18 protein-coding genes are annotated in these 22106 nt (G+C 72.0%); 8 read left to right on the forward strand and 10 right to left on the reverse strand.

Features of this window, described 5'->3' with window-relative positions; translation table 11 throughout:
• The first annotated feature begins 25 nt into the window (after positions 1–25).
• On the forward strand, positions 26–1243 hold the full coding sequence (locus tag BMY89_RS28130; protein ID WP_092383274.1) for an MFS transporter: 1218 nt from the start codon (positions 26–28) through the stop codon (positions 1241–1243).
• Positions 1244–1256: 13 nt separating this feature from the next.
• On the opposite strand, the gene BMY89_RS28135 is transcribed toward BMY89_RS28130, so the two are convergent.
• The 3 genes from BMY89_RS28135 to BMY89_RS28145 are packed head-to-tail and all read right to left on the reverse strand — an operon-like array spanning position 1257 to position 5132.
• On the reverse strand, positions 1257–1949 hold the full coding sequence (locus tag BMY89_RS28135; protein WP_092383276.1) for a hypothetical protein: 693 nt from the start codon (positions 1947–1949) through the stop codon (positions 1257–1259).
• A complete protein-coding gene (gene eccE, locus BMY89_RS28140; RefSeq protein WP_170147672.1) occupies positions 1946–3421 on the reverse strand; it encodes a type VII secretion protein EccE in 1476 nt (491 codons plus the stop codon). Before eccE ends, BMY89_RS28135 begins: the two co-directional genes overlap by 4 nt.
• Positions 3422–3452: 31 nt before the next feature.
• Positions 3453–5132: a right-handed parallel beta-helix repeat-containing protein gene (locus tag BMY89_RS28145; protein WP_092383280.1), complete on the reverse strand. Its 1680-nt coding sequence runs from the start codon at positions 5130–5132 to the stop codon at positions 3453–3455.
• A 186-nt stretch (positions 5133–5318) separates the two neighbouring features.
• Here BMY89_RS28145 and BMY89_RS28150 point away from each other — a divergent pair, with 186 nt between their 5' ends.
• From BMY89_RS28150 to BMY89_RS28160, 3 genes are read left to right on the forward strand one after another with little or no spacing between them, the layout of a single operon-like run.
• A complete protein-coding gene (locus BMY89_RS28150) occupies positions 5319–5702 on the forward strand; it encodes a YwqJ-related putative deaminase (protein ID WP_092383282.1) in 384 nt (127 codons plus the stop codon).
• The gene (locus BMY89_RS28155; RefSeq protein ID WP_092383284.1) at positions 5699–6184 is read left to right on the forward strand and encodes an SUKH-3 domain-containing protein; all 486 of its coding nucleotides are present in this window, start codon (positions 5699–5701) and stop codon (positions 6182–6184) included. Before BMY89_RS28150 ends, BMY89_RS28155 begins: the two co-directional genes overlap by 4 nt.
• Positions 6178–7443 carry an SseB family protein gene (locus tag BMY89_RS28160; protein WP_092383286.1) on the forward strand — a complete coding sequence of 422 codons (1266 nt, stop codon included), beginning with the start codon at positions 6178–6180 and terminating at the stop codon, positions 7441–7443. The genes BMY89_RS28155 and BMY89_RS28160 overlap by 7 nt, the downstream gene beginning before the upstream one ends.
• Positions 7444–7542: 99 nt before the next feature.
• On the opposite strand, the gene BMY89_RS28165 is transcribed toward BMY89_RS28160, so the two are convergent.
• The 5 genes from BMY89_RS28165 to eccCa all read right to left on the reverse strand — a co-directional run bounded on the left by BMY89_RS28165 (position 7543) and on the right by eccCa (position 16005).
• Positions 7543–8070: a hypothetical protein gene (locus BMY89_RS28165; RefSeq protein ID WP_139218035.1), complete on the reverse strand. Its 528-nt coding sequence runs from the start codon at positions 8068–8070 to the stop codon at positions 7543–7545.
• Positions 8071–8090: 20 nt separating this feature from the next.
• Complete coding sequence (locus BMY89_RS28170; protein WP_092383290.1) at positions 8091–9380, reverse strand: S8 family serine peptidase; 1290 nt, start codon at positions 9378–9380, stop codon at positions 8091–8093.
• Between the two features lie 107 nt (positions 9381–9487).
• The gene (locus BMY89_RS28175) at positions 9488–11260 is read right to left on the reverse strand and encodes a WXG100 family type VII secretion target (RefSeq protein WP_092383292.1); all 1773 of its coding nucleotides are present in this window, start codon (positions 11258–11260) and stop codon (positions 9488–9490) included.
• 32 nt (positions 11261–11292) lie between these two features.
• Complete coding sequence (locus BMY89_RS28180; RefSeq protein ID WP_092383325.1) at positions 11293–11913, reverse strand: hypothetical protein; 621 nt, start codon at positions 11911–11913, stop codon at positions 11293–11295.
• A gap of 129 nt (positions 11914–12042) precedes the next feature.
• Positions 12043–16005 carry a type VII secretion protein EccCa gene (gene eccCa / locus BMY89_RS28185; RefSeq protein ID WP_092383294.1) on the reverse strand — a complete coding sequence of 1321 codons (3963 nt, stop codon included), beginning with the start codon at positions 16003–16005 and terminating at the stop codon, positions 12043–12045.
• Between the two features lie 140 nt (positions 16006–16145).
• Between eccCa and eccD the strand changes: the two genes are divergently transcribed.
• The gene (eccD, locus tag BMY89_RS28190; protein WP_092383296.1) at positions 16146–17534 is read left to right on the forward strand and encodes a type VII secretion integral membrane protein EccD; all 1389 of its coding nucleotides are present in this window, start codon (positions 16146–16148) and stop codon (positions 17532–17534) included.
• Positions 17535–17543: 9 nt separating this feature from the next.
• On the opposite strand, the gene BMY89_RS28195 is transcribed toward eccD, so the two are convergent.
• Positions 17544–18290 (reverse strand): SUKH-3 domain-containing protein, encoded by a 747-nt coding sequence (locus BMY89_RS28195; protein ID WP_092383298.1) that lies wholly within the window; start codon positions 18288–18290, stop codon positions 17544–17546.
• Between the two features lie 141 nt (positions 18291–18431).
• Between BMY89_RS28195 and eccB the strand changes: the two genes are divergently transcribed.
• The 3 genes from eccB to BMY89_RS28210 all read left to right on the forward strand — a co-directional run bounded on the left by eccB (position 18432) and on the right by BMY89_RS28210 (position 20650).
• The gene (gene eccB, locus BMY89_RS28200; RefSeq protein ID WP_092383300.1) at positions 18432–19859 is read left to right on the forward strand and encodes a type VII secretion protein EccB; all 1428 of its coding nucleotides are present in this window, start codon (positions 18432–18434) and stop codon (positions 19857–19859) included.
• Positions 19860–20016: 157 nt separating this feature from the next.
• Positions 20017–20346: a WXG100 family type VII secretion target gene (locus BMY89_RS28205; RefSeq protein WP_092383302.1), complete on the forward strand. Its 330-nt coding sequence runs from the start codon at positions 20017–20019 to the stop codon at positions 20344–20346.
• A gap of 16 nt (positions 20347–20362) precedes the next feature.
• The gene (locus BMY89_RS28210) at positions 20363–20650 is read left to right on the forward strand and encodes a WXG100 family type VII secretion target (protein ID WP_092383304.1); all 288 of its coding nucleotides are present in this window, start codon (positions 20363–20365) and stop codon (positions 20648–20650) included.
• 127 nt (positions 20651–20777) lie between these two features.
• On the opposite strand, the gene mycP is transcribed toward BMY89_RS28210, so the two are convergent.
• Positions 20778–22016: a type VII secretion-associated serine protease mycosin gene (mycP, locus tag BMY89_RS28215; RefSeq protein WP_092383306.1), complete on the reverse strand. Its 1239-nt coding sequence runs from the start codon at positions 22014–22016 to the stop codon at positions 20778–20780.
• Positions 22017–22106 lie beyond the last annotated feature (90 nt).

Below are 22106 nucleotides of genomic sequence, written 5' to 3' on the forward strand. Positions count from 1 at the left end.
GCCGACTCGGGAGAGGTACGAGACCATGACGGACACCTCGACGAACCAGGACACCGACGATCGGGCGGCACCACCGGTGTCACGCTCCACCGTCCAGGCCCGCTACTCGGTGGTGCTGCTCTTCGTCATCATGGGCCTGGCCATCGGCGGTTGGTCCGCGCGGGTGCCGGACGTGCGGGACGCGGTCGGCCTCGGCAACACGGGCTGGGGGCTGGCGAACATCGCCACCAACGCCGGTGAGCTGATCTCACTGGTGGTGGTCGCGGTGCTGATCAGCCGGATCAACACCCGCCGCCTGGCACTGGCCGGTGCCGCGCTGATCCTGGTCAACGCGCCGCTGCTGGCCGCGTCCACCACGGTCGTGGCGCTGGTCGGTGGGCTCGCGGTCTGGGGCTTCGCCGCCAACCTGCTGGCGACGCCGATGAACGCCCAGTCGGTCGAGGTGCAGAAGCAGTACGGACGGCCGATCCTGTCCACCTTCCACGCCGGCTTCAGCGTCGGCATGTTGGTCGGCGGGCTCTGCGGCACCGCTGCGGCAGCCGCCGGCCTCTCCCCGTCCGCCCAGATGGCGATCACCAGTGTCCTGCTCGGCGTGATGCTCCTGGGTACGCAGCGGTGGCTGCCGGATACGCCCCGCCAGGAAACCAAGGACGGTGAGGCCCGGCGGCGGCTGCGTGACCGGTTCACTCCCCAACTGCTGCTGCTGGCGGCGATCGCGTTCCTGGCGGCCTTCGTGGAGATGGCCGGCGCGCAGTGGAGCGCCCTGTACGCCACCGAGGTCGCCGCTGCCGGCGCGGTGCTCGCCGCGGCGACGTACACCTGCCTCTCGCTGGCTGCCACCGTCGCCCGGTTGTTCGGCGACCGGCTCGCCGGCCGGTTCGGGCGGGTGCGATTCGTCCGGGCCTCGGCCCTGGTCGCCGCCGGTGGCCTCGCGCTGCCGTTGACGATTCCGCATCCCGCCGCCGTGATGGCCGGATTCGGGCTGCTCGGCTTCGGCCTGGCGTGCGTGACGCCGACGGTGCTCGGGATCGCCGGTGAGCAGCCCGGCCTGACCTCGGGCGAGGGCGTCTCGGTCGTGGCGATGGGTCAGTGGCCCGGGATGCTGCTGGCGGCGCCCGTCATCGGCCTGCTCGCCGGCGCGATGGACCTGCGTTCGGCGTTCGTCGTGGTGGTCGTGATGGCGCTGAGCATCGTGGCGCTGATGGGCCGGGTACGGGCCGCAGCGCTGCCCGGCGAGGCCTGAGAACGGGTCGCGCTCAGCCGCCCCGGGCGACCGGGCCGATCAGTTGACGCTCGGTGCCGGTCATGCTGAGCATCACCCACTGCACCTTGCCCTTGGTGATCAGACCGACCATCTCCGGGTGCAGCTGGGTGAACCAGTTCTGCACGCTCACCAGCCCGAGGGCGTTCGCGGCCGTGGCGGCCTCGGTGCCGGTGAGCCGCTGGAGCACCACGATGTCACTGCGTACCAGCACCTCGACGTCCCAGCCGGCCAGGTCGTCCCGCACCACCAGGGTGGCCCGCCAGGGCGCGCTGAGATTGGTGTCCGGCCCGGTCACCGGACCGGTGTCGATCACCACGAGCTGCGGCTCGGTCGGGGTGGCCGGCACCGGGGGAGCGACCCCGGGCGGGAGGAACGAGGCGATCTCCCGGCCGATGACACAGCGGCGCAGGAAGGCGTCCCACTCCTGTTCCCGAGCGGTCTGGATGAACAGTCGGGCGCCGAGCGCGAGCGACCGGAAGGCGAGCAGTTCGGCCGCGCGTACCCCGCCGGTCAACATCAGCCGGGTCGGCTCGGCCCGGAACACCCGCAGCCCCACCGGCTCCTGCTGCCGGTTGCGGCCGACCACCAGGCCGCCGCCGCCGGCGACCAGGTTCAGCCCGGCGACCGTGGCCCCGTCGGCGACGTGCAACCCCATCCGGCTGCCGGGAAAGGCGACGCTGTTCACCGCAGGAAGCCTCCGAACGGCAGGGTGGCGGCCACACCGTGGGCGTGCTCGCCGTCGAGTCGTTGCAGGCGACCACCGTGATCGCGGATCGCCTCGTACAGTGCCCGGTCGGCGGCGGCGAGTGCGGTGGCGTCGGTGCCGATGAGCCGGAACGCCACCTCCACCACGGCATCGTCGGCACCTGGACGACCGTTCTCCCGCGCGACGGAGATGGACACCACGCCGGCCGCGGCGGGTAACCCGCGCAGCAGGGGATCCACCTCCCACGCCCGGCCCGGCCAGTCGACCAGGCGGTAGCAGCTCTGCGGGGTGCCCTGGGCCGACCAGCTCCGCCAGCTCTCCCGGGCCAGCGGCCGATCTCCGCTCACCGGAGCGGCGGTTAGGTGCGTCAGGTGGGCGACGGTGGCGAGCACCTCGTCCCGGTTGAGCAGGCGGGCCGCCGCCCGGTCCTGGCGTAGCTGGCGGCGGGTCCGCCGGATCGCCGCGGTGAGCGCCGGGCGCAGGTCGTGGTCGGCGTGGAAGTCAGGAGTACGCGGGGCCTGGAGCACCACCCAGGCCTGCCGGCTGGCGGGCACGACCCCGTTGGTCAGTTCCCGGTACGCCCGGTCCACCGCCGACGCGCGGGCCCGAGGCGCCGGGGTGACCTGGATCAGCACCTGCACCGTCACTGCCGGGGTCTTCGAGTCGGCGGCCGGCAGCAGCGACATCGGCGACGGCAGGGCCTGCGGCGCACCCATGAGCAGCGCACCCTCGGTCGGGTCGACCTCCAGCACCGCACTGAGCCCGTGGCGATGGGTCAGCAGCACGGCAGGCTGGTCGTCGATCTCGACCTGATCCAGCTCGACGCTGCGCTCCAGGTGGGTCAGCAGCTGCCAGGCGCTGTCGGAGCCGGTGGCAGCGAGTTGACGGCTTCGGCCCCGGAAGGCCCACCAGACCGCCAGCCACTGGTAGAGCCATCGGTCCCGGTGCCGCAACACGGTGGGGGAGAGCAGCACCACCGCGGCGGTGCCGACGGCGATGGTCAGTGGCATGCCGTGCGGTGTGGCCGCCAGCACCGCCGCCGCGCCGGCCTGCCAGGCCACCAGCGCAGCGACGTGGATACCGGCGATCCGGGGCTGCCGTCGGTGCGGGCGTACCACCGGGGTGGTCGCCACGGCCTCGTCGGCGGGCTGCTGCGTCGCGGCGGGCCCGGCCGGTGGAGCGGGCCGGCTCTGCACCGCCGCCCGGGCAGCCGGGACCGCAGCCTGAGCCGCCGCAGCGGCCTGACTGGTGTACGCGGTGCCGGCGGTGGCCCGTCCGTGCCCGCGCTGGGCCGCCCAGCTGTGCCCCGGCCCGGCGCCGCCGAGCGTCGGTGCGGGGGCCGGCGCGCCCGCCTGCTGCTGTGCCGTCCGTTGCTGTGGTGGCGGTGCCGCCGCGCCCGGGTGATGCTGCCAACCCGGCTCGCCCGGCTGGGCCGCACCCGGATGCGTCACCGCACCTCCCTCCCTGACCAGCACGGCATCGTCAACGACCGATCGCGGCGCGTACGTCGGCGACGGCCACCGTACGCAGTTCGTCGAGAGTGGGCCGCTGGCCGGATTGTCGCAACCGCTGCGCCTGCGTCTTGCGGACACCCTCGAACAGCTTGCGGGCCTCGCGGGCGTTGCCGAAGTTCTGGTCCCGCTCGATGCTGCCGAAGTGTTCCCGGAGCACCTCGGAGACGCCGTCGGCGAGCAGGTACTCGTCGCCGCCGGCCATCCGTTCCACGATGACGACCAACTGCTCGGGTGAGTAGTTACCGAACTCCACGGTCTTGGCGAAACGGGAGGCCAGACCGGGGTTTGCGTCGAGGAACTGCAACATCTCGCCGGTGTAGCCGGCGGCGATCACCGCGACCTCGTCGCGATGGTCCTCCATCAGCTTGACCAGCGTGTCGATGGCCTCCTGACCGAAGTCGCCGCCGGTGCCGGACGAGCGGGAGAGGGTGTACGCCTCGTCGATGAAGAGCACGCCTCCGCGCGCCAACTCGAACGCCGCAGCGGTCTTCTCGGCGGTGTGGCCGATGTACTGGCCGACCAGGTCGCGCCGGGAGACCTCGCGGAACGCGCCGCCGGGCAGTGCACCCAACGCGGCCAGTAGATCGCCGTAGATGCGTGCCACGGTGGTCTTTCCGGTACCGGGCGCTCCCGCGAAGATCAGGTGGTGGCTGACCGCGCCGACCGGTAGCCCGGCGCTGCGCCGCCACTCGTTGACCTGGATCTCGTCGATGAGGGCGCGGACCTCCGCCTTCACCGACTCCAGGCCGACCATCGCCTCGAGCTCGGCCAGCAGCTTCTCCACCTTTGCGGTGTCCTGCGGCGCTACGGCGCGGGCGGCGTCGGCACCGAAGGCGGCCTTCTTGTTCGCCGTGCCCGCCACGATGGTCGGTGTGGCCCCCTCGGCGACCTCGATCGCCGGTTGGGCGGTGTTCTCGGTGGTGCAATCATCGACGGTGCCGTGGCAGCCACGGGCGAAGGAGATGGCCGGGCCGCGGGTGTCGCGGATCCGGCAGCGGCGCAGGACCGGTGCGCTCTGGTGCACCACGACCACCCCGGCGTGGCCGGTCTGGGAGATGTCGCAGGCCTCGATCGTGGGCTTGCCGTACTGGTAGACGTAGATGCCCCGGTTGCCGCAGCGGGCCACGGTGCTGGTGCGAATCGTCGGAGCGGCTCCGATCCGCACGATGATGCCGTCCTCGCTGAGGTCGGTGAACTCGCACCCCTCGACGCTGCCGTCGGAGTCCTCCACCACCAGGCCGTAGCGGCCGCCGGTCACCCGGCAGCGGGCCAGGGTGAACTCCGATCGGCCGGCGACCTGGATCGCCGCGCCGAAGCCGGCGCTCAGCTCACACCCGGTCATGGTGAGCTTCGCCCGGTCGGCCACCACGACCGGCGCATCCCCCGCCTTCAGGACGAGGTCGCGTAGCTCCAGCCGCCCCGCATTGCAGGAGACCGTCGGGTACGCGCCCGAGGAGGCGTCGATGGTGACGGTGCCCGCGCCCTGCGCGGCGACCACAGTGACCGCGCGGTCGTTGACGAACAGCGCCTCGTGGTAAGTGCCGGGGCTGACGGAGACAACAGTGTCATCACCGGCCACCGACAGCGCCTCCCCGATGGACGGGTAGGCGCCGGGCTGATCCGCGGAGACGAGAAGGGTGCGCGTCATGGCTCCGGCTCTGGATGGTGAAGAGAGGGCTGGACCGACGATATCCCAGCCGGCCCACCCCACGCGTGCCCCCGCAACCCCACCGCTGTGGTCGATGCGACGAAACCTCGTCCCACAGAACTGCCACCCGGTCGACGCTCCGATTGGCTAGGCTCGTCGGATCTCTTGCGACGCTAGGGAGGACGGATGGCGGATCTGCGGATGCTGCCGCTGGCGGCGGGTGCGCTGCTGGCCGACGGCACCGTCCACACGCACACCTCGGTACGCGGGGATGTGGCACCCGATCTGCACCCGGTGGTCCGACGTTTCCTGCACGGGCTCCCCGCCGAACAGCGCGAGCGTTTCACCGGCTGGTGCGCCGAGCCGGTGCTGATCTCAGATCGGCTGTACGCCGCCGAGGGCAGCGGTCCACCCCTCGAAGCGGCCCAGGCTCGCGCGGCGTTGTGGGGCGCGAAGATCCGGGTGGCCCGAGTGCGGGAGGAAGGCGACCCGCGCCATGGCGAGACCCAGCCGCCCTGTCGGTCCTGCGCGGCGATGCTCGACTGGTTCGGCATGCAGGCGCTGACATGACCGAACGTTTCCCACCCCTGGTGGCCGAGACGCTCACCGCCGCCGGTTGGTCGCCCGATCGCCGCGACGAGGAGAAGGGTCGTGAGTGGGGGCTACGCATCGCCGCCCACGCCGCGCCCGGCGGTCGCCAGCACACCGTGACGGCCCCGGCAGTCGAGGCGTACGCCGAATTCGGCGGGCTGCGGGTCCGCCCGCAGGGCGACGGTGAGCAGATCGCGCCGAGCGACTTCCAACTCGACCCGTTCCTGGTGCGGCACTCGGTGGAGACGCTCGCCGAGCTGGCCGAGGCGACCGGCGCCGCGCTGAGCCCGCTGGGCGAGGAGGGGGACGGCACCGGGATTCTCGCCATCGACGAGCAGGGGCGAGTTTTCGCGTTGGACCACACCGGGGACTGGTTCCTCGGCGCGAGTATCGACGAGGCCCTCACCACGCTGGTGCTCGGTCGGTCACCCCGTCGGGTACGCGGGGACGGCACCTGGTGACCGACTGGCAGCCGACCACCGCGACCGAGCGGGCGTTGATGGCCGCCACAGCGGCCGACGACCGCGAGAGCTTCCTCACCGAACTCGTCGGCGGTCCGCTGCTACTGCCCGTGTCCCCGGCGGCGGCGGCCGGCCACGAGCCGGCCGGATGGCCGACCGGCCGGCATGACGGGGTCACCCATGTGGTCGCGTACACCTCGCCGGCGGCGATCGCCGCCGGCCTGCCCGGCCAGTCGGTCAGCTACCGCGTCACGGGGTTCGCCGATGTCGCCGCCGACTGGCCCGACGACGACTGGATGCTGGCGATCGATCCCGGGCTGCCGATCGCCGTCCGACTCACCGCCGACGAACTCCGTACGCTGGCCGCGCCGACGCTCGCGGCCGAGCGGCCGTTGCGGGATGCGATCCTGCGGGAGGACCCGGACGCGTTGATGTCCGTGCTGTTCCGGGCCGAACTGGTGCTGCCGCTGCGACCGGACGGCCCGACGACGCGGGACCTGTCCGACCCGGAGTTCCCGTGGTGGACCCTCCCCGACGAGCAGGGCCGGGCCAGCCTGCCGGTGTTCACCTCCGAGGCTCGCCTGCGCCAGGCGCTCGGCGACCGTGACCTCGTGGTGGTCAGCAGCCTCCAGCTCACCGATCACTGGCCGGACCTGTCCTGGCAGCTGCTACTCAACCCGGAGACGCCGCTCGCTGCGGCCCTGCCCGGCGCGGCGCTGCTCACGCTGCGCGACTGGGTGGCTGAGCTGCGGCAGGTGGTCACCGCCGCGGCCGAGCAGGAACGACGCCGTCGCGAGACGGCCGGCTACGCCGAGCCGTCGACGATGGGCCTGCCGGTGCCGATGCCGCGATCGGCCCCGGAAACCGCCGAGGACGAGGGGCCCGACCCCGACGTGCCGCTACTGCTGCAACTGGTCATTCCACACCGCTACCTCTCGTCCTACCTGGACGATGGCTACGACCGGGCGGCCGGACTGGTGCACGCCTGGCACGGCCCGGGGCGGGACACCCCGGTCCGGCTCTACCGACGCCTGGGACTGCTCGGTGAGGGTTCGCCCTTCGAGGAGTCGGACGAGTGGGTGCCGGTGCTGCGCTGGCCACCCAGCAAGGCCACGCCCGAGCAGTGGGGCCAGGGTCCACCCCGGATGGAGTCACTGGTCGTGCCGGACGGGACCGAGCTGCGCTGCCTGCACCAGGACGGGCGCGACGAGCTGCTGGCCCGCTTCGAGGCAGCCAGCCGCCGCTGGTCGCCGGCCTGAACGCCGAGCCGGCCTGAGCGGCCCAGCCTGCCCCGAGCGACCAGCCGGCCTGACGTTGCACCGCCGAACCGCTGTCGAGCGGTGCCGGTCCTCGGGCGGTCAGCGACGACGGCCGGTGAACCAGGCGCGGGCCGGCGGACTCTTGATCAGCGCGAGTGACACGCCGGCCAGCCCACCCACGACGAGTGGGGTGACCATCGTCGGGTGGTAGCTGAGCTTGCCCTGCACGAGCAGCACGACGATGACGACGACGAAGAGCCCGAAGGTGAAGCCCGCCGGCACCGCCAGCCCCTCCGCGCTGTCGCCGACCCAGGCCATGAGCATGCCGAGCGATCCGAGCAGCACCACCAGCAGGGCGATGCCGAGCCCGCCCGCGCCGATGCACACCACCAGGAACCTGCCGAGCCCGTCGCCCTCGGAGCGCAGCATCGCCCGGAAGAAGGCGAAACCGGCGATCAACCAGGTGACGATAGACGGCACCATCAGCAGCACGGCGAGGATCACGACGACCGGGCGGCGACGCGGCGGCAGCGTGGCTGGCGGCGTCCCCCATGCCCCGGTCGGCTGTTGGGCCGGTGACGGACCGAGGATCGGCGATGACGATCCCTCGGCTGGCGGTGTCGGCATGGACGCCTCCTCGAATCAGATCAGCCGGACGGCCGTCGCCACACCCCGTCGTCGGTCGGAGTGGAGGCAGGGAGCTGCTCGCTGGGCGCGTCCGGTGCCGGCGGTCCGGGCGCCCCGCTCGTGGCGAGCGCGTTTTCCGGGGCGATGGCCCCTGCCCTGCGCCGTCGCGAGCGGCGGCGGAGCCTGACTATGGCGATCACTATGCCGGCGAGGATGCCAAGGATCACGGCCCAGACCAGCACCACGATCACGATTTCCTCGATGTCGGGGCCGTCGCTACCCGCAGCGCGGGCAGCGGCCAATGGGTCGTCCACCTCCGGCCGGCCGGTGGACGCGGTGCGGCTGGCCCGCCCGTCGGGCTCGCCGGTCAATGCTTCGCGCAGGTCGAGTGCGCCCCATCCGTAGTACTCGTCGTGGCCCGGCTCGCCGGCGTCTTCGGCGGTCTCCATCAGGCGCAGGAACAGCTGGTACGCGCTCAGGTCGGGGTACTCGGCCTTGATCAGGGCCATGGCACCGGAGACGACCGCGCTGCTGGTGCTGCTGCCGGTCGTGGTGCGGTACCGGCCGCCGGGCACGGCCACCACCATGTCCTGGCCGGGCGCGGCGATGTCGACCCGCAGGTCCAGCGTGCCCGGCACGGAGGCCGCCTTGCTGATGACTCCCTTGCGGTCGACGCCGTTGACGCCGATGCAGCCGGGATGCGCGGCCGGATTGCCGACGAGGATGTCATCGTCGTTGCCGGCGGAGGCGACCACGACCACGTTGCTCTGGTAAGCGCGCTCGACGGCCTGGTTCAGCTCGTCGTTGAAGCTGCTGGAGAGCGACACGTTGATCACGTCAGCGCCGGCGTCGACTGCCCAGCTGATGCCCGCGGCGAGCGCCGTCGGCGCGATCGGCGCATTGCCTTCCTTCTTGATGGTCACCGGCAGGATCTTGGCCTTCGGCGCGACGCCGAGGATCCCGTCCCGGCCGCCGGTGCCGTGTCCGTGACCAGCGATCAGCGACGCCACTCCGGTGCCGTGCCCGATCCGATCGACCCGACCCTTGGCGTCGTCGTCGTAGAGGTCGACGCCGGGCAGGACGTTGCCCCGCAGGTCCGGATGCGTGGGGTCCACCCCGCTGTCGACGACCGCAACGGTGACACCCTCGCCCTGCGTGATCTTGTGGAGCTCGGCCAGCTCCAGGGCCTTGACGTGCCACGAGTCGTCGCGGACGGAATCCGCCAGGGCGGGTGCGGCCGGCAGGGTGAGGGCGGCCAGGACGCTCGTGGTGGCGAGCGCGGCGGCTGCCGCTCGGGTGAGGACACGCATGCCCGTCAGCCTTCCTCTGTGGGCCGTCGTGCCGGACGGCCGGGATTGGACGGTCACCGCATGGTACGGGCCGGCAACCCAAGGTTGGGTGACCGGCCCGCCCGCGGTCAGCTCTGGCCGAGCGTCCTGCCCTGCTCACGGGGCCGGTGCTCGGCAGGGGCCTCCACCACGCCGACGGCGGACGACTCGGTGACCCACAACTCGTCGTCGCCCTCGCCGTACTCCCAGGTCTCCTGATCCCCGTCGCGCGGGGCACCCTTGCGCGGGGGTGGATTGGCCGGCCCGCCGCGCCGGCCGCCAAGCGACGGTGCCGGCCCGGTGGTCGGTGCGGGGCGCCCGGCGCCCGCGCCGGCGCGTCCGCTCAGATCGGGCCGCGCACCGCCGGTCGGCTGCCGGCCGACCGGCGGCTGGCCGGCTGCGGGCTTGCCGGTCGACGGCTGGCCCGGCCGGCCGGTCATCGGCGAACCGGCCTTGGGCGGACCGCCCGGCCCGGCACCCCGCTGGCCACCGAGGCTGGGCGGCGGCGAGGAGGGACGGCCCGGCGCGGTGCCCCGCTGGCCGGAGCCGGCGGTGGAGCCCGGCAGACGCGGGCTCGACGGTGGTGGGGGTGCCGACCCGCCCGGCCTGCCACCCAGGCCCGGTCGGCCCCGGCCACCGCCGGGTGCCCCGGTGCCGGTGTTGCCGGGCAGGGTCGGACGGTTCGGCGCGGTACCCCGCCGGCCACCGCCCGGTGCTCCGGACCCGCTGCCCGGGCCACCGGCTCCGGGAAGCGTGGGGCGGTTGGGCCCCGGCCCACGGCCACCGGGTGCGCCGGGACCGCCAGAACCCGGCAGGGTGGTCCGGGGCGCGTTCGGCCGAGCTCCCGAGTTCGATGCGGTCGGACCAGGTCCGATCGGTCGGGGCCCGGCCACCGGCGGCACCACCGGACCGGGTGTCACGGGGGCGCTCGGTGCGGTGGTGACGGGCGGGGCGGCCGGCGGTGGGGCCGGCGGCGCGGCCGCGCCGCCGGCGAGACCGACGCCCTCCGGGAGATTGGCTGGCGGCGGGGCCACCGGCCCGGCCGGCCCATCGCCCACGTCGGGTTGGGTCGGCATGCCCGGTCGGTTCGGCATGCCCGGCCGGTTCGGGGCGGCTCCGGCCACGGGCGCGCCGGGCCGGGGTGCTCCCGGAACGCCCGGTCCGGGCACGTCGGACGGATTTCTGAAGACCGCATCGGTCGGGCCTTTGAACTTTCCGCCCCGGGAGATGTTGGAGATGTAGACGTCGATGTAGAGGTCGGCCAGCGGCTTGGCGATGTTCTTGGCGCGCTGGTGGAACTCGTTCTGCACGTCCTCGTACGACTTGGCGTCGTTGCCGGTGACGCCGGGGATCCAGTCGACGAGGTCGGAAGGCTGGAAGCCCTCGTCGTTCGTCCGACGTTCTCCCTGCCGGGTCTGCTCGGCCTGGTACTCCTGCCAGAGCGTCTTCATCTCCCGCTGGGCGGTCTCGATCTTGCTGGCGAGTTGGTCCAGGCCGGTGGCGTTGTTGGTGGCCACGTCCTTCCACTCGTCGAGCGAGTGCAGGGTGGCGCCCACCCGGGACATGAAGACCCGTGCGGCGGGTGACTGCCAGCGGGCATCCAGCGAGTCGGCGTGGCGTTTGAGGTTGTCCCGGGTGGTCTGCAGCAGGCTGGCAGCCCGTCGCCACATGTCGGCGAGCGCGGTGGTGCGCTCGTCGCTCTCCTTTCGGACGTACTCCCACATCTGCTCGACGTTCACCGAGTCCCACGCCGTGGGCTCGTACGGCGTGGAGTCGGCGGCCCGCTCAGCGGCGTAGTCGTCCGACACGCCGGAATACATCGGGTAGCTGATCGGCTGCCAACCGTAGTAGTCGTCGCTCATCCCCGCTCCTCAGATCCCGCCCCGTGTCACCGTCACCGAAGATCCGACTGGTCCAGATGGAGCTCAGGGTCGTGCATGAGCTCGCCGTCGCTGGGGATCAGGTAGGCGCCGGACCCCTCGCCGACGACATCCGCCTTGGCCCACGCCGGGGTCTCCTCGCGCTGTTCCCCGGTCGGGCAGGAGTCCATGCCGGCATAGGGGTTCATCGGCGTCGGGTTCAGGGCCTCCGCGGGCACCGCGTCCGCGGGGTTCTCGCCACTCTGCTCCCACTTGCCACTGAGGGTGTCCTGGCCGTCGACGGCGGTGAACGCGTTGTAGACGTCCTCATTTGTGGCCTGGGACAGCGCATCGCCGGTCAGGTATTCCGCCGAGATGGACATGGCGGCCATGCTCAGCGAGGTGAGGCCCTTCATCACGTCGCCCATCAGGGCGGACACCGCCACCCGGCTCTCGTCGTGCCGGCCCCGGAAGAACGCCGCCTCCTTGAGCCCGCCGCCGCCGAACGGCGCCTGCACGGTGAGCATGGGGCGCAGGCCGTTGTCGAAGCTGGGCTGGAAGTTGGTCTCCATCTCCTTGCGGATGGCGTCCGCGAAGTCCTTCAGCTGCTGAATATCGACGTCGATCTGCTCGTCGACGAGCCACGCGTCGCTCATGTCCCTCCCCCGTTCGCTCACACGGTGCCGGCGCGGCTGCTCTTCACTCGGGAAGGCCGAAGTCCGTAGCCGCGCACCGTAAGTCCACTCTGGCGGACAGTAGCCTCATCGGGCAACCCCGTACCGGGTCTACGAGCGCTGCGGAAGGTGCACCAACTGCACCAGTCGGGTGCCGCCGCGCCGGGAGACCAGCCAACCTCGGCCCGGTGGCAACGGCCCGGGCCGGACGGTGCCGAGCAGCACGCCCTCGTCCCGGTTGCCGGACATCACGATGCCCGGCGTGCTGATCTCCCGAAGCCGCATCAGCACCGGCTCGTACAGCGCGCGACTGGCACCGCCCGTCCGCCGGGCGATGACCAGATGCAGGCCGATGTCCCGGGCCTGGGGCAGGAACTCCAGCAGCGGGGTCAGCGGGTTGCTGCCGGCGCCGGCGACCAGGTCGTAGTCGTCGACCAGCACGTAGAGATCCGGGCCCTTCCACCAGTCGCGGGCCCGCAACCGATCCGCGCTGATGTCGTCCGGGGGCAGCCGGTCGCGCATCACGGCCGCCACCTCCGCGACGATGTTCTCGGTGACCTGGGCCGTCGAGCCGTACCCGATCAGGTGCGGCGTGGTGATGTCGCCGAGCAGGCTGCGCCGGTAGTCGACGAGAACGAGCCGGGCCTCGGTCAGATCGTGGCGGTCGACGATCGTCTGCGCCAGGGACCGCAGGAAGGTGCTCTTCCCGGACTCGCCGTCGCCGAAGAGGATGAAGTGCGGATCGGCGGCGAAGTCCAGATGCACCGGCTGAAGGTCCACCTCGGCGATGCCGATCGGCACCCCTGGGCGTCCGGTGCTGGGCAGGCTGCCGTAGGGGACCACCGGCGGGAGGAGCCGGATCGGCGGGGCACCCGGTCCCTGCCAGGCGGCGGCCAGATCGGTGACGAGCTTGCGGGACCCCTCGGCGAGAGTCTCCGCCTCCTGCGCGCCGTCGGCGCGCGGCAGCGCGGCCAGGAACTGCTGCCCGTCCGGGGTGATACCCCGACCGGGCGACTTCTCCGGCACGTTCATCGCCGCCCGGCGATCCAGATTGGAGTCGCTGGCGTCGGAGAGGGCCAGCTCCAACCGGGTACCGAAGACGTCCCGCACGGCCGGACGCAGATCCATCCAGCGTCCGGCGGTCACGATCAGGTGGATACCGAAGGAGAGGCCCCGGTTGGCGATGTCGTTGATCGTGGACTCAAGATCCTCGAACTCTGCCCGCAGCGTCGCCCAACCGTCGATGACCAGGAAGATGTCGCCGAACGGGTCGTCGTTGTGCTGGTCGTGCCGGCGGGCCCGGCGGTACTCGGCCATCGAGTCGACGCCGCGTTCGGCGAATCGCCGTTCCCGCTCGCCCATCAGCAGTTGCAGCTCGGCGATGGTACGCCGGACCAGGCCGGCGTCGAGGCGGGTCGCCACCGAGCCGACGTGCGGCAGGTCGCGCAGCGAGGAGAGTGCGCTACTGCCCAGGTCGAGGCAGTACACCTGGGCCTCGCGGGGAGTGTGGGTCAGCGCCAGCGACGTGACGACCGTCCGCAGCAGGGTGCTCTTGCCGCTCTGCGGACCACCGACGATCACGGCGTGGCCGGCCGCGCCGGCCAGGTCGAACCAGAGCACGTCCCGGCGCTGTTCGAAGGGCTTGTCGACGATGCCGACCGCCACCTGCAACTCGCCCAGCAGTCCGGCGTGCGCCACCGTCACCCCGCGAGCGGGGTCGGCGGTCATCGGAGGCAGCAGTTGGTCCAACGTCGGCGGTTCGGCCAGCGGCGGCAGCCACACCTGATGCGCCGGTTTACCTCGACCGGCGAGCCGGCCGACGAGGATGTCCAGGACGCTCTCGCCGACACCGTCGGCCGGCTCCGGCGCCTCCTCCTGCTTCGGCGTACGGGTCACCGGCGGGGCGACGTAGGTGGTGCTGTACTCGCGTACCCGGTCCTCGCCGTCGCCGGCCGCGACCGCCGCGGCGGTCTTGCTCCGGTAGGTGCCGGAGACATAGGCGGCCTTGAACCGGATCAACGGCTCGGTGCCGAAGCGCAGGTAGCCGTGCCCCGGCGACCGGGGCAGCTCGTACGCGTCGGTGGCCCCGAGCACCACCCGGGACTCCATCGCGGAGAACGTCCGCAGACCGATCCGGTACGACAGGTGGGTGTCGAGTCCCCGCAGTCGCCCCTCCTCCAGGCGCTGGCTCGCCAGCAGCAGGTGTACCCCGAGCGACCGGCCGACCCGACCGATCTGCACGAACATGTCGATGAAGTCGGGCTTCGCGGTGAGCAGTTCGGAGAACTCGTCACAGATGATGAGCAGGCTCGGCAGCGGAGCGAGTGGGGCGCCCGCCGCCCGAGCCTTCTCGTAGTCGCGTTGTGAGGCGTAGTTGCCCGCCGCGCGCAGCAGCTCCTGTCGACGCACCAGCTCACCGTTGATGGAGTCGGTCATCCGGTCGACCAGGGGCAGTTCGTCGGCCAGGTTGGTGATCACCGCGCTGGTGTGCGGCAAACCGTCCAGCCGGGTGAACGTGGCTCCGCCCTTGAAGTCGACCAGGACGAAGTTGAGGCTCTCCGACGAGTGCGTGGCCGCCAGCGCCAGCACCAGGGTGCGGAGCAGCTCGGACTTGCCGGAACCGGTCGCACCGATGAGCAGCCCGTGCGGGCCCATGCCGTCCTGCGCCGACTCCTTCAGATCCAGCTCCACCGGGCCGCCGTCGGTACCCACGCCGATCGGCACCCGCAGCCGGTCGCGGTTCGGGCGCGGCTGCCACGCCTGGTCGACCTCGAACTCGTACGGGTCACCCAGGTCGAGCAGCTCGGCCAGGCCCAGTTCGGTGGTGAGCGGGGTGTCGCCACCACCACGGGAGGCGGCCGACAGGCGCAGCGGAGCGAGCTGCATGGCCAGCGTCTCGATCTCCGTCACCTGGCAGTCGTCGGCCCGACCGATCTCCGCCGACCCGTCCACGGTGGTGCTGTTCAAGTGGCGGTCCGAGTTCACCTCCAGCACCAGCCGCGCCCGGTCGAGCAGGCGTGGTGCCGGGGTGGACAGGTCCAGCAGAGTGACACCCTCCACCCCGCCGTCGGTCATCAGGTGGTCCGAACCGGCGGTGTCGCCGCCGTCGACGACCACCAGCACGTGCGGGCCGGCGACCTGGGGCGGACCGCCGCTGGTGTTGAACCGGGGCCGGCTGGCCAGGACGTCGTCGAGCATCGCCTCCAGCCCGGTCACCGACGGTGCGACCAGTCGCAGCTGACCGAGCGCGTCGGTACGCGACGGGTGCAGGGCGTGTGGCAGCCACTTCGTCCACTCCCACTCGGACCGCCGATCCGCTGCCACGCAGATCGCCACGAGCATGTCGTCGGGAGCGTGGAACGCGGTGGCCTGGGCGATCACCGATCGGACCATACCCCGGGCGGCGTCGGTGTCGCCGCGCAGATGCACCCGGGCGAACCCGTTCAACGCCATCGTCACCGGAAGGTCCGGCACCTCGCCGTAGGTGGTCAGGAACCGGCGCAGCGCCAACGCGCACATCGGTTCGAGCTTCTCCAAGGATGTGGCGGGTGGCGGCACCAGCGGCGTGGCCAGTTCCTGAGGGCCGAGGCCGATGCGGACGGTGGCGAAGTCCACGTCACCACGGCGACGCTCCCACAGTCGCGGGCCCAGCGGCAGGGACCAGAGGGCGTCCGGGTCCGGATGCCGGTAGAACGCGGCCTCCCGCTGCCGGCGGATCGTCTTGAGTACCCGGCGGCGCTGGCGCGACAGATGCGTCATGTACTCGCGACGCTTCTGCAGCATCTCCTGCTTGCTGGGCCCGCCGGAATTGTTGGTCAGCTGGGCGCCGAGCATGCCGATGGCGGAGAGTCCGAAGAGGCCACCGGTGACGTACGCGAAGGTGCCGCCGCCCCGGCCGGCGAACATCAGCGCCATCGCGAGCGAGCCGGCGAGCATCGGCAGCATCATCAGCATCTGCCCCCAGGCCTTGCCGCTGGGTGCCGGCACCTCAGGCGGCGCCTCCAGCAGCACCTCACCGGAGGGATACTCCGGTTCCGGCTGCCGCGCAGGTCGCTTCACCACCACCGTGCTCACGTGACAGACCTCCGTCGCCTCTCCTGGGTCTGATGCGCCGCGTTGAACCGCCCCCGCGTCATCGGCACATGGTAGGTAGCCTTTGCCCGTCAGGACAGCCGCGGGCCCGCCGGCCCGCTCCTCGTACCGAGGGGTCGTCAGTGGTCACCCAGGCCGGAACCGGACTCGCGCGCATCGCCGTCGTCGCCCCCAACCGACGGCTGGATCTCGCCCTGCCCGAGCACTTGCCGCTCGTCGGTCTGCTCCCCGCCGTGCTGCGCCAAGCCGACGAGGATCCGTCGGACGGCACCAGCCACGGCGGTTGGATGCTGCGGCGCAGCGACGGCAGCGCCGTCGACCTCACCCGTACGCTCGCGGCGCAGAGCGTCCGCGACGGCGAGACACTGCACCTGGTGCCGCGGCGTACGGACTGGCCGGAGCTGGCGTACGACGACCTGATGGAGGCGGTCGCCGACGGTGCCCGGCGGCGTGGTGTGGCCTGGAGCCCGTTCGCTACCCGGTTGACCGGCCTGATCGTGGCCGGGGTGCTGCTGCTGCTCGGCCTGGTCGTGATCGTCACCTCCGCCGAGCCCGGCTGGCTCGGTGGAGCGGTCGCCCTCGGTACGGCGGGTCTGCTGCTGGTCTGTGGAATCGTGTTGTCCCGGGCGATGGCCGATTCCCTCGCCGGCGCGGTAGTGGCCGCCGCCGGTCTGCCCTACGCCTTCGTCGGTGGAGTGCTGGTCATCGGCAGCGGGGAGTCGGTGTGGGCGCTGGGCGCCCCACATGTGCTGCTCGGTTCCGCCGTGCTGCTGCTCTCCGGCCTGCTCGGTCTGCTCGGCGTGGGCGACGCGACCCGGGTCTTCGTGGCTGCCGTCTTCGTTGGGTTCTGGGGCATGGTGGGCGGGCTCCTCGCCCTCGGCGCGATGGACGCCGCCCAGGGCACTGCGATCGTGGTGAGCGCGGTGACCCTGCTGCTGCCGGCGATGCCGCTGCTCTCCGTCCGGCTCGGGAAGATGCCGATGCCGGCGATGCCGCGTACCGCCGAGGACCTGCTGCGTGACGAGCCGCAACCGAAGCGTGCGGTCGTCTACCAGGCCACCGCCCGCGCCGACGAGGTGTTCACCGGCATGGTCTTCGGCGCGTTCGTGGTCACCATCGGCTGCCTGGTCGTGCTCACTGCGACCGGCACGCTCTCCGCGTTGCTGCTCGCCGGGGTCGTCTCGCTGGGCTACCTGCTGCGGGCCCGGCTGGTCTCGACGGTCCGGCACCGGGTGCCGATGCTCGCCGTCGGCCTGGTCGGCCTCGGCCTGCTGCCGCTGATCGGTGCGGCGGACGCGTCGACTGCGGCGCGGGTGCTGGCCGTGCTGCCGGTGGCCCTGGTCGCCGCCGCACTCTCGGCCGCCGCCGGGCTCGCCTACAGCCGCCGTGCCCCGTCGCCCAGACTGGCCCGGCTCGGCGACATGCTCGACATCCTGCTCCAGCTCGCCGTGGTGCCGGTGGCCTGCAGCGTGCTCGGCCTGTACGCGTTCATGCGGGCCATCAACGGCTGACCGGCCGGCTCACCAGTCGCGGTCGCTCGCTTCGGAGAGGTCGCCGCCGCGGATCAGCTTGACGATGGCGGAGTCGACGTCGGGACCGACGAAGAAGTCGTCGGCCCAGTGCAGCATGAAGACCCGCCCCTGTGCGTCGACGACCAGCTCGGACGGGCCGTCCTCGTTGTTGCCGAGCGGGTAGACCGGGTTGTCGTACTCCTCGGCAAAGGCCCGGGCAGCCTCGGTCACCACGCCGCCCAGGGTGGGGTGGATGTAGCTGGTGAAGCCGCCTCCCAAGTGGCCACGTCTGCCGAATTGCGGCAGGCGCAGGCCGCCGAACTCGACCAGCGCGGCCCGGGCGACCGGCGGGCAGTCGAGCCCGGCCAGCTCGTCGGCGAAGCGGACCATCCAGAGGTTGACCGAGGCGGTGCGGTCGCGGCCCGGAAACCAGCCGGCCTTGTCCAACACCTGCCGCACGTCGGGCGGGAATCGTCCCTCGGCGGCGCGGTACTGCGCGTACTTCTCGGCGACCGTTTGCCAGGGCAGCGACGGCCACTGGGACACCTCGCCGGTCTGCCCGTCGATGACCGCCCGGGGGTATCCGGTGGATGGTGGTGGAACGGGCGGCCCGTCGGTGGGCGGTGGGGCGGGAATGACACGCCAGGCCACATAGCCGAGGTCGAACTCGCGCAGGTCCACCTCCGGCGTGGGCCCTGGCTGGCCGGCGGCGGCCCACTGACGCGCGATGGTCAGGGCCTCGTCGCGACTGATCATCGAAGGACTCCTCGGTCTGCCGTCGTCGATTCCACCGGCCGACGCCGGGTGCGGGCACCGGGCGGTTCGACGCCGTGCCTATGGTAGGCACCGCGGTCCGCCAATCGTGACCGTGCCGGCGTACGCCAGGGGGAGGGTGCCATGCCGTCGCGGCGGGACCAGGTCCAGTCGTACCAGTTCTTCGTACAACGGATGACCTCGGCGCTGGTGGCGCGCGAGCCCGATCCGGAGGCGGCGCCGTTCCGCCGGCTCGGTGGCGCCGGCTTCGCCAGTGTGATGGTGGCGGTGCTCTGCCTGGCGGCGGTGGGGGTGTACGGCCTGCTCCGCCCGGGCGGTGCCACCAAATGGAAGGAAGGCGGCTCGGTCATCCTGGAGAAGGAGACCGGCACCCGGTATCTGTACCGGGAGGGTCGCCTGCATCCGGTGCTCAACTACGCCTCCGCACTGCTGGCCATGGAGTCGTCCGCACCGACGGTCTCGGTCTCGCGCAACTCGCTGGTCGGCACGCCCCGTGGCCCACGCATCGGTATCCCGTTCGCGCCGGACGCGCTGCCGCCGGCCGATCGGATCCTGGGCGGCCCGTGGACGCTGTGCACCCAGCCGGCCCGGGACGCCGCCGGCGGGGTCGTCGCCACCACCGTGCTCACCGTCGGACGGGCACCCGACGGGGGACGGGACGCGGGTGACGCCGGGCTGCTGGTCCGCGACCGTAAGACTAGCCGGTTGCATCTGGTCTGGCGGGACCACCGGTACGAGATCCGTGACGAGGAGACGGTGCTGACGGGCCTCACCATGGGTGCCGAACCGGTGGTCGAGGTCGGCGGGGCGTGGCTGAACGCGCTGCCCGCCGGTGAACCGATCGTCGCCCGCCGGGTGACCGATCGGGGCGCACTGTCCACGGCGCTGCCGAACGCCCGGGTCGGTCAGGTCTTCATGGTGGAGAGCCAGAATCGCAGTCGCCAGTACTACCTGGCGGAGCGGGCGCGGCTGGTCCCGATCACGCCCGTGCAGGCGGACGTGCTCCTGGCCGACAAGGCGACAGAGACGGCGTACCCGGACGGGGCGAAGCCGGTGCCGATCGAACTCGCCGCCGGCGACGCCGCCGCCGCTCCCAAGGCCGCGGCGCCGGACCAGGGACGTTTCCGCGCACCGGAGCAGCGGCCGGAGATCGCCCGGCTGGTCGGCAACCAGCCGGCCATCTGCGCCGCCTACCAGCCGGGCGAGGACGAGCCGACGGTGCTGCTCGACGCCCAGGTCCAGCCGGTACGGGAGCCGGTGCGTAGCGGTGAGCAGACCGGTGACGGGGTTCCGTTGGCTGACCGGGTCGTCATCGAACCCGGCTACGGCGTGCTGGTCACCGCCGTCTCCTCACCCGACCAGGAGGCCGGCACCCTGAACCTGGTCACCGACCTTGGACACCGCTATCCGCTGGCCTCCGAGGCGGTACCGGCGATGCTCGGCTACGCGGAAGTGGAGCCGGTGCGACTGCCCGCCAGCCTGGTGGTCCGGCTACCCGCCGGCCCTGCCCTGGATCCGGCGACGGCGAAACTCGCCCTCGACCCGGAGTGACCTGACCAGCCACAATGGAAGTACGGGCCGGGCAACGGTCTAGCGCAGGTTGGACATGACCCGTTACCGTTCGTATGACACTGGTGCGTGAGCGCCGACTGACAGGCCGCCTCCGGCGAAGCGGGGCGATCGAACGAGGACGGGGGTGACTTCCGCCATGTCGATGAATACCGACACCGGCTTGATGCTGAAGACCGAGGGTGACGTCGATGCCGTCGCCGACCGGCTCACCGGCAACCTGAACCAGCTTATGGACCAGCTCGCACCGCTGTACGACCAGTGGAGGGGTGCCGGCGCAGGCTCCTTCCAGCAGGTCCGTGAGCGGTTCGACCAGGACATGGCCCGGCTCAACGTCGCGCTGCGGGCGATTGCCGAGGCCGTCGGCTCGGCCGGTAAGGACTACGACGTCAGCGACGAGGAGATTCGGTCCGACATGGACAGCGCCGGTGCGACTGCCGGCCAGATCACCGCGGCGCTGAAGCTCTGACGGGGGAGGACTCGAAATGGAGATTCGCTACAACTTCGCTGGCCTGAACGCGGCGGCGGACAGCTGCGGTGGCGCTGTCAAGAATCTGACCGGCGAGCTCGACGGACTCAAGTCCGGCATCGCCCCGCTGCTGGCGACCTGGGACGGCGACGCGCGCGAGGCGTACTTCCGTCGGCAGGCCGACTGGGAGTCCGCAGCCAACGATCTGCGCGACCTGCTCGGCCGGATCGAGAGGGCGTTGCGCGAGTCGGCCGCCAAAATGCAGGCCCGCGAGGCCGCGAACCGCGCCAAGTTCGGCGACTGACCCTCCTCGACCTGAACCATTCGATGGCCCGGCCTCTGCCGGGCCATCGTCGTCACCGCTGGTCGTCGGCCGTCCTCACCGCAGCCGCCAGCGGGCCACGGTCGTCCGGGTGCCGCCGATATCGCCGTCAGCCGCGTTGCATCGAGTTCGGTACTCGGAAGAAGGCCGCCTCCGGCTCGTCGAGCTCAGGTCCGGGAGGCGGCGGCGCCGACGGTCGGGTGGGCCGCCACCGGGTCCGGCGGCCCCGGGGGAGCAGCGCCGCCAGCACCGCCACGCCGACGGCGACCATAGCCAGCGCCAGACCGATCCAGAGCCCGAGCCGGCCGAAAACCTCCCACCGTTGGGCGCGAGCCTGCGCCGCCGCGTCGTGCGGTACCTCGGGCAGCGGCGGCTGTGCCACCGGCTTCGCGCTGGTCAGCCGCTCGGTGACCGCCCGGTAAGGATTGAGCACTCCGCTGCCGTAGCCGCGCGAGGCATCCCCTCGGGCCGGGTCTGCGGTGGCCAGCAGCCGCCGGGCGACCTCCGCCGCCGACAGGCCAGGCTCGGCCGAGCGGATCAACGCGGCGGTCGCGCTCACCATCGGGGCGGCGAAGCTGGTGCCGTCCCAGGCCTGATGCCCGGCCAGCCGAGTGGCGGCGACCACCGCTCCGCCCGGAGCGACGATGTCCACGTACGACCCGATCTGGGACTGCCGAAGTCGGGTGCCGTTCTGGTCGATGGCGCCCACACCGATCACGCCGTCGTAGGCGGCCGGGTAGGGCACCGGGTCTGGGCGGACGCCGTCCTGGTGTTCGTTGCCCGCGGCGGCGACCAGCACCACGTCCTTCTCCGCGGCGTACCTGATGGCATCCCGTACGTCCTGGTCCGGGTAGTAGAGGGTCACCGACATGTTGATGACGTCGGCGCCGTCGTCGACCGCGCGCCGGATCGCCTGCGCGAAGACCAGGCCGGTGACGGTCTCCCCACCAGCGCCCTGTGCGTCGTTGGCGTTGCGCTCGCTGACCCGGATCGGCACGATCGTGACATCGGGTGCGAGGCCGTGGAAGCCAACTCCATCCTGCCGGCCGGCGGCGATGATGCTGGCCACCGCAGTCCCGTGGGAGACGCAGTCCACATCGCCTCCGGGCGCGCCGCTCAGCGCGTCGAAGCCGGTGTCCACCCGCCCAGCCAACTGGGGGTGGCTGCTGTCCGTGCCGGAGTCGATGACGGCGACCCTTACTCCCGCGCCGGTGCTGAACGGCCAGACCCGTTGCGGTGCGAGCCACCGCTGGTGCCACGGGGTCTCAGTGTTGACCTGTCCCGGATCGCTCGGATTCTGGCAAATCGCCGGTGCGGCCTCGGCGGGATGCGCTACGGGAAGCGACATTGCCGTAGCCAACATCGCTGCCACCAGGGCGTGTGTCGTCAATGGGCGGTCCCGGACCATGCCTGCTGACCTCCCCGTCAACCCGTGTCG

Origin of the sequence: Micromonospora phaseoli (genome assembly GCF_900109115.1) — a bacterium.
In the GTDB taxonomy this organism is placed as follows: domain Bacteria; phylum Actinomycetota; class Actinomycetes; order Mycobacteriales; family Micromonosporaceae; genus Micromonospora; species Micromonospora phaseoli.

Bases quoted from the DNA above. Each gene is read 5' to 3' on its own strand.
- BMY89_RS28130 (WP_092383274.1), top strand. From the start codon at position 26: ATGACGGACACCTCGACGAACCAGGACACCGACGATCGGGCGGCACCA.
- BMY89_RS28145 (WP_092383280.1), bottom strand. From the start codon at position 5,132: ATGACGCGCACCCTTCTCGTCTCCGCGGATCAGCCCGGCGCCTACCCG.
- BMY89_RS28150 (WP_092383282.1), top strand. From the start codon at position 5,319: ATGGCGGATCTGCGGATGCTGCCGCTGGCGGCGGGTGCGCTGCTGGCC.
- BMY89_RS28155 (WP_092383284.1), top strand. From the start codon at position 5,699: ATGACCGAACGTTTCCCACCCCTGGTGGCCGAGACGCTCACCGCCGCC.
- BMY89_RS28165 (WP_139218035.1), bottom strand. From the start codon at position 8,070: ATGCCGACACCGCCAGCCGAGGGATCGTCATCGCCGATCCTCGGTCCG.
- BMY89_RS28170 (WP_092383290.1), bottom strand. From the start codon at position 9,380: ATGCGTGTCCTCACCCGAGCGGCAGCCGCCGCGCTCGCCACCACGAGC.
- BMY89_RS28175 (WP_092383292.1), bottom strand. From the start codon at position 11,260: ATGAGCGACGACTACTACGGTTGGCAGCCGATCAGCTACCCGATGTAT.
- BMY89_RS28180 (WP_092383325.1), bottom strand. From the start codon at position 11,913: ATGAGCGACGCGTGGCTCGTCGACGAGCAGATCGACGTCGATATTCAG.
- BMY89_RS28195 (WP_092383298.1), bottom strand. From the start codon at position 18,290: ATGATCAGTCGCGACGAGGCCCTGACCATCGCGCGTCAGTGGGCCGCC.
- eccB (WP_092383300.1), top strand. From the start codon at position 18,432: ATGCCGTCGCGGCGGGACCAGGTCCAGTCGTACCAGTTCTTCGTACAA.
- BMY89_RS28205 (WP_092383302.1), top strand. From the start codon at position 20,017: ATGTCGATGAATACCGACACCGGCTTGATGCTGAAGACCGAGGGTGAC.
- BMY89_RS28210 (WP_092383304.1), top strand. From the start codon at position 20,363: ATGGAGATTCGCTACAACTTCGCTGGCCTGAACGCGGCGGCGGACAGC.
- mycP (WP_092383306.1), bottom strand. From the start codon at position 22,016: ATGTCGCTTCCCGTAGCGCATCCCGCCGAGGCCGCACCGGCGATTTGC.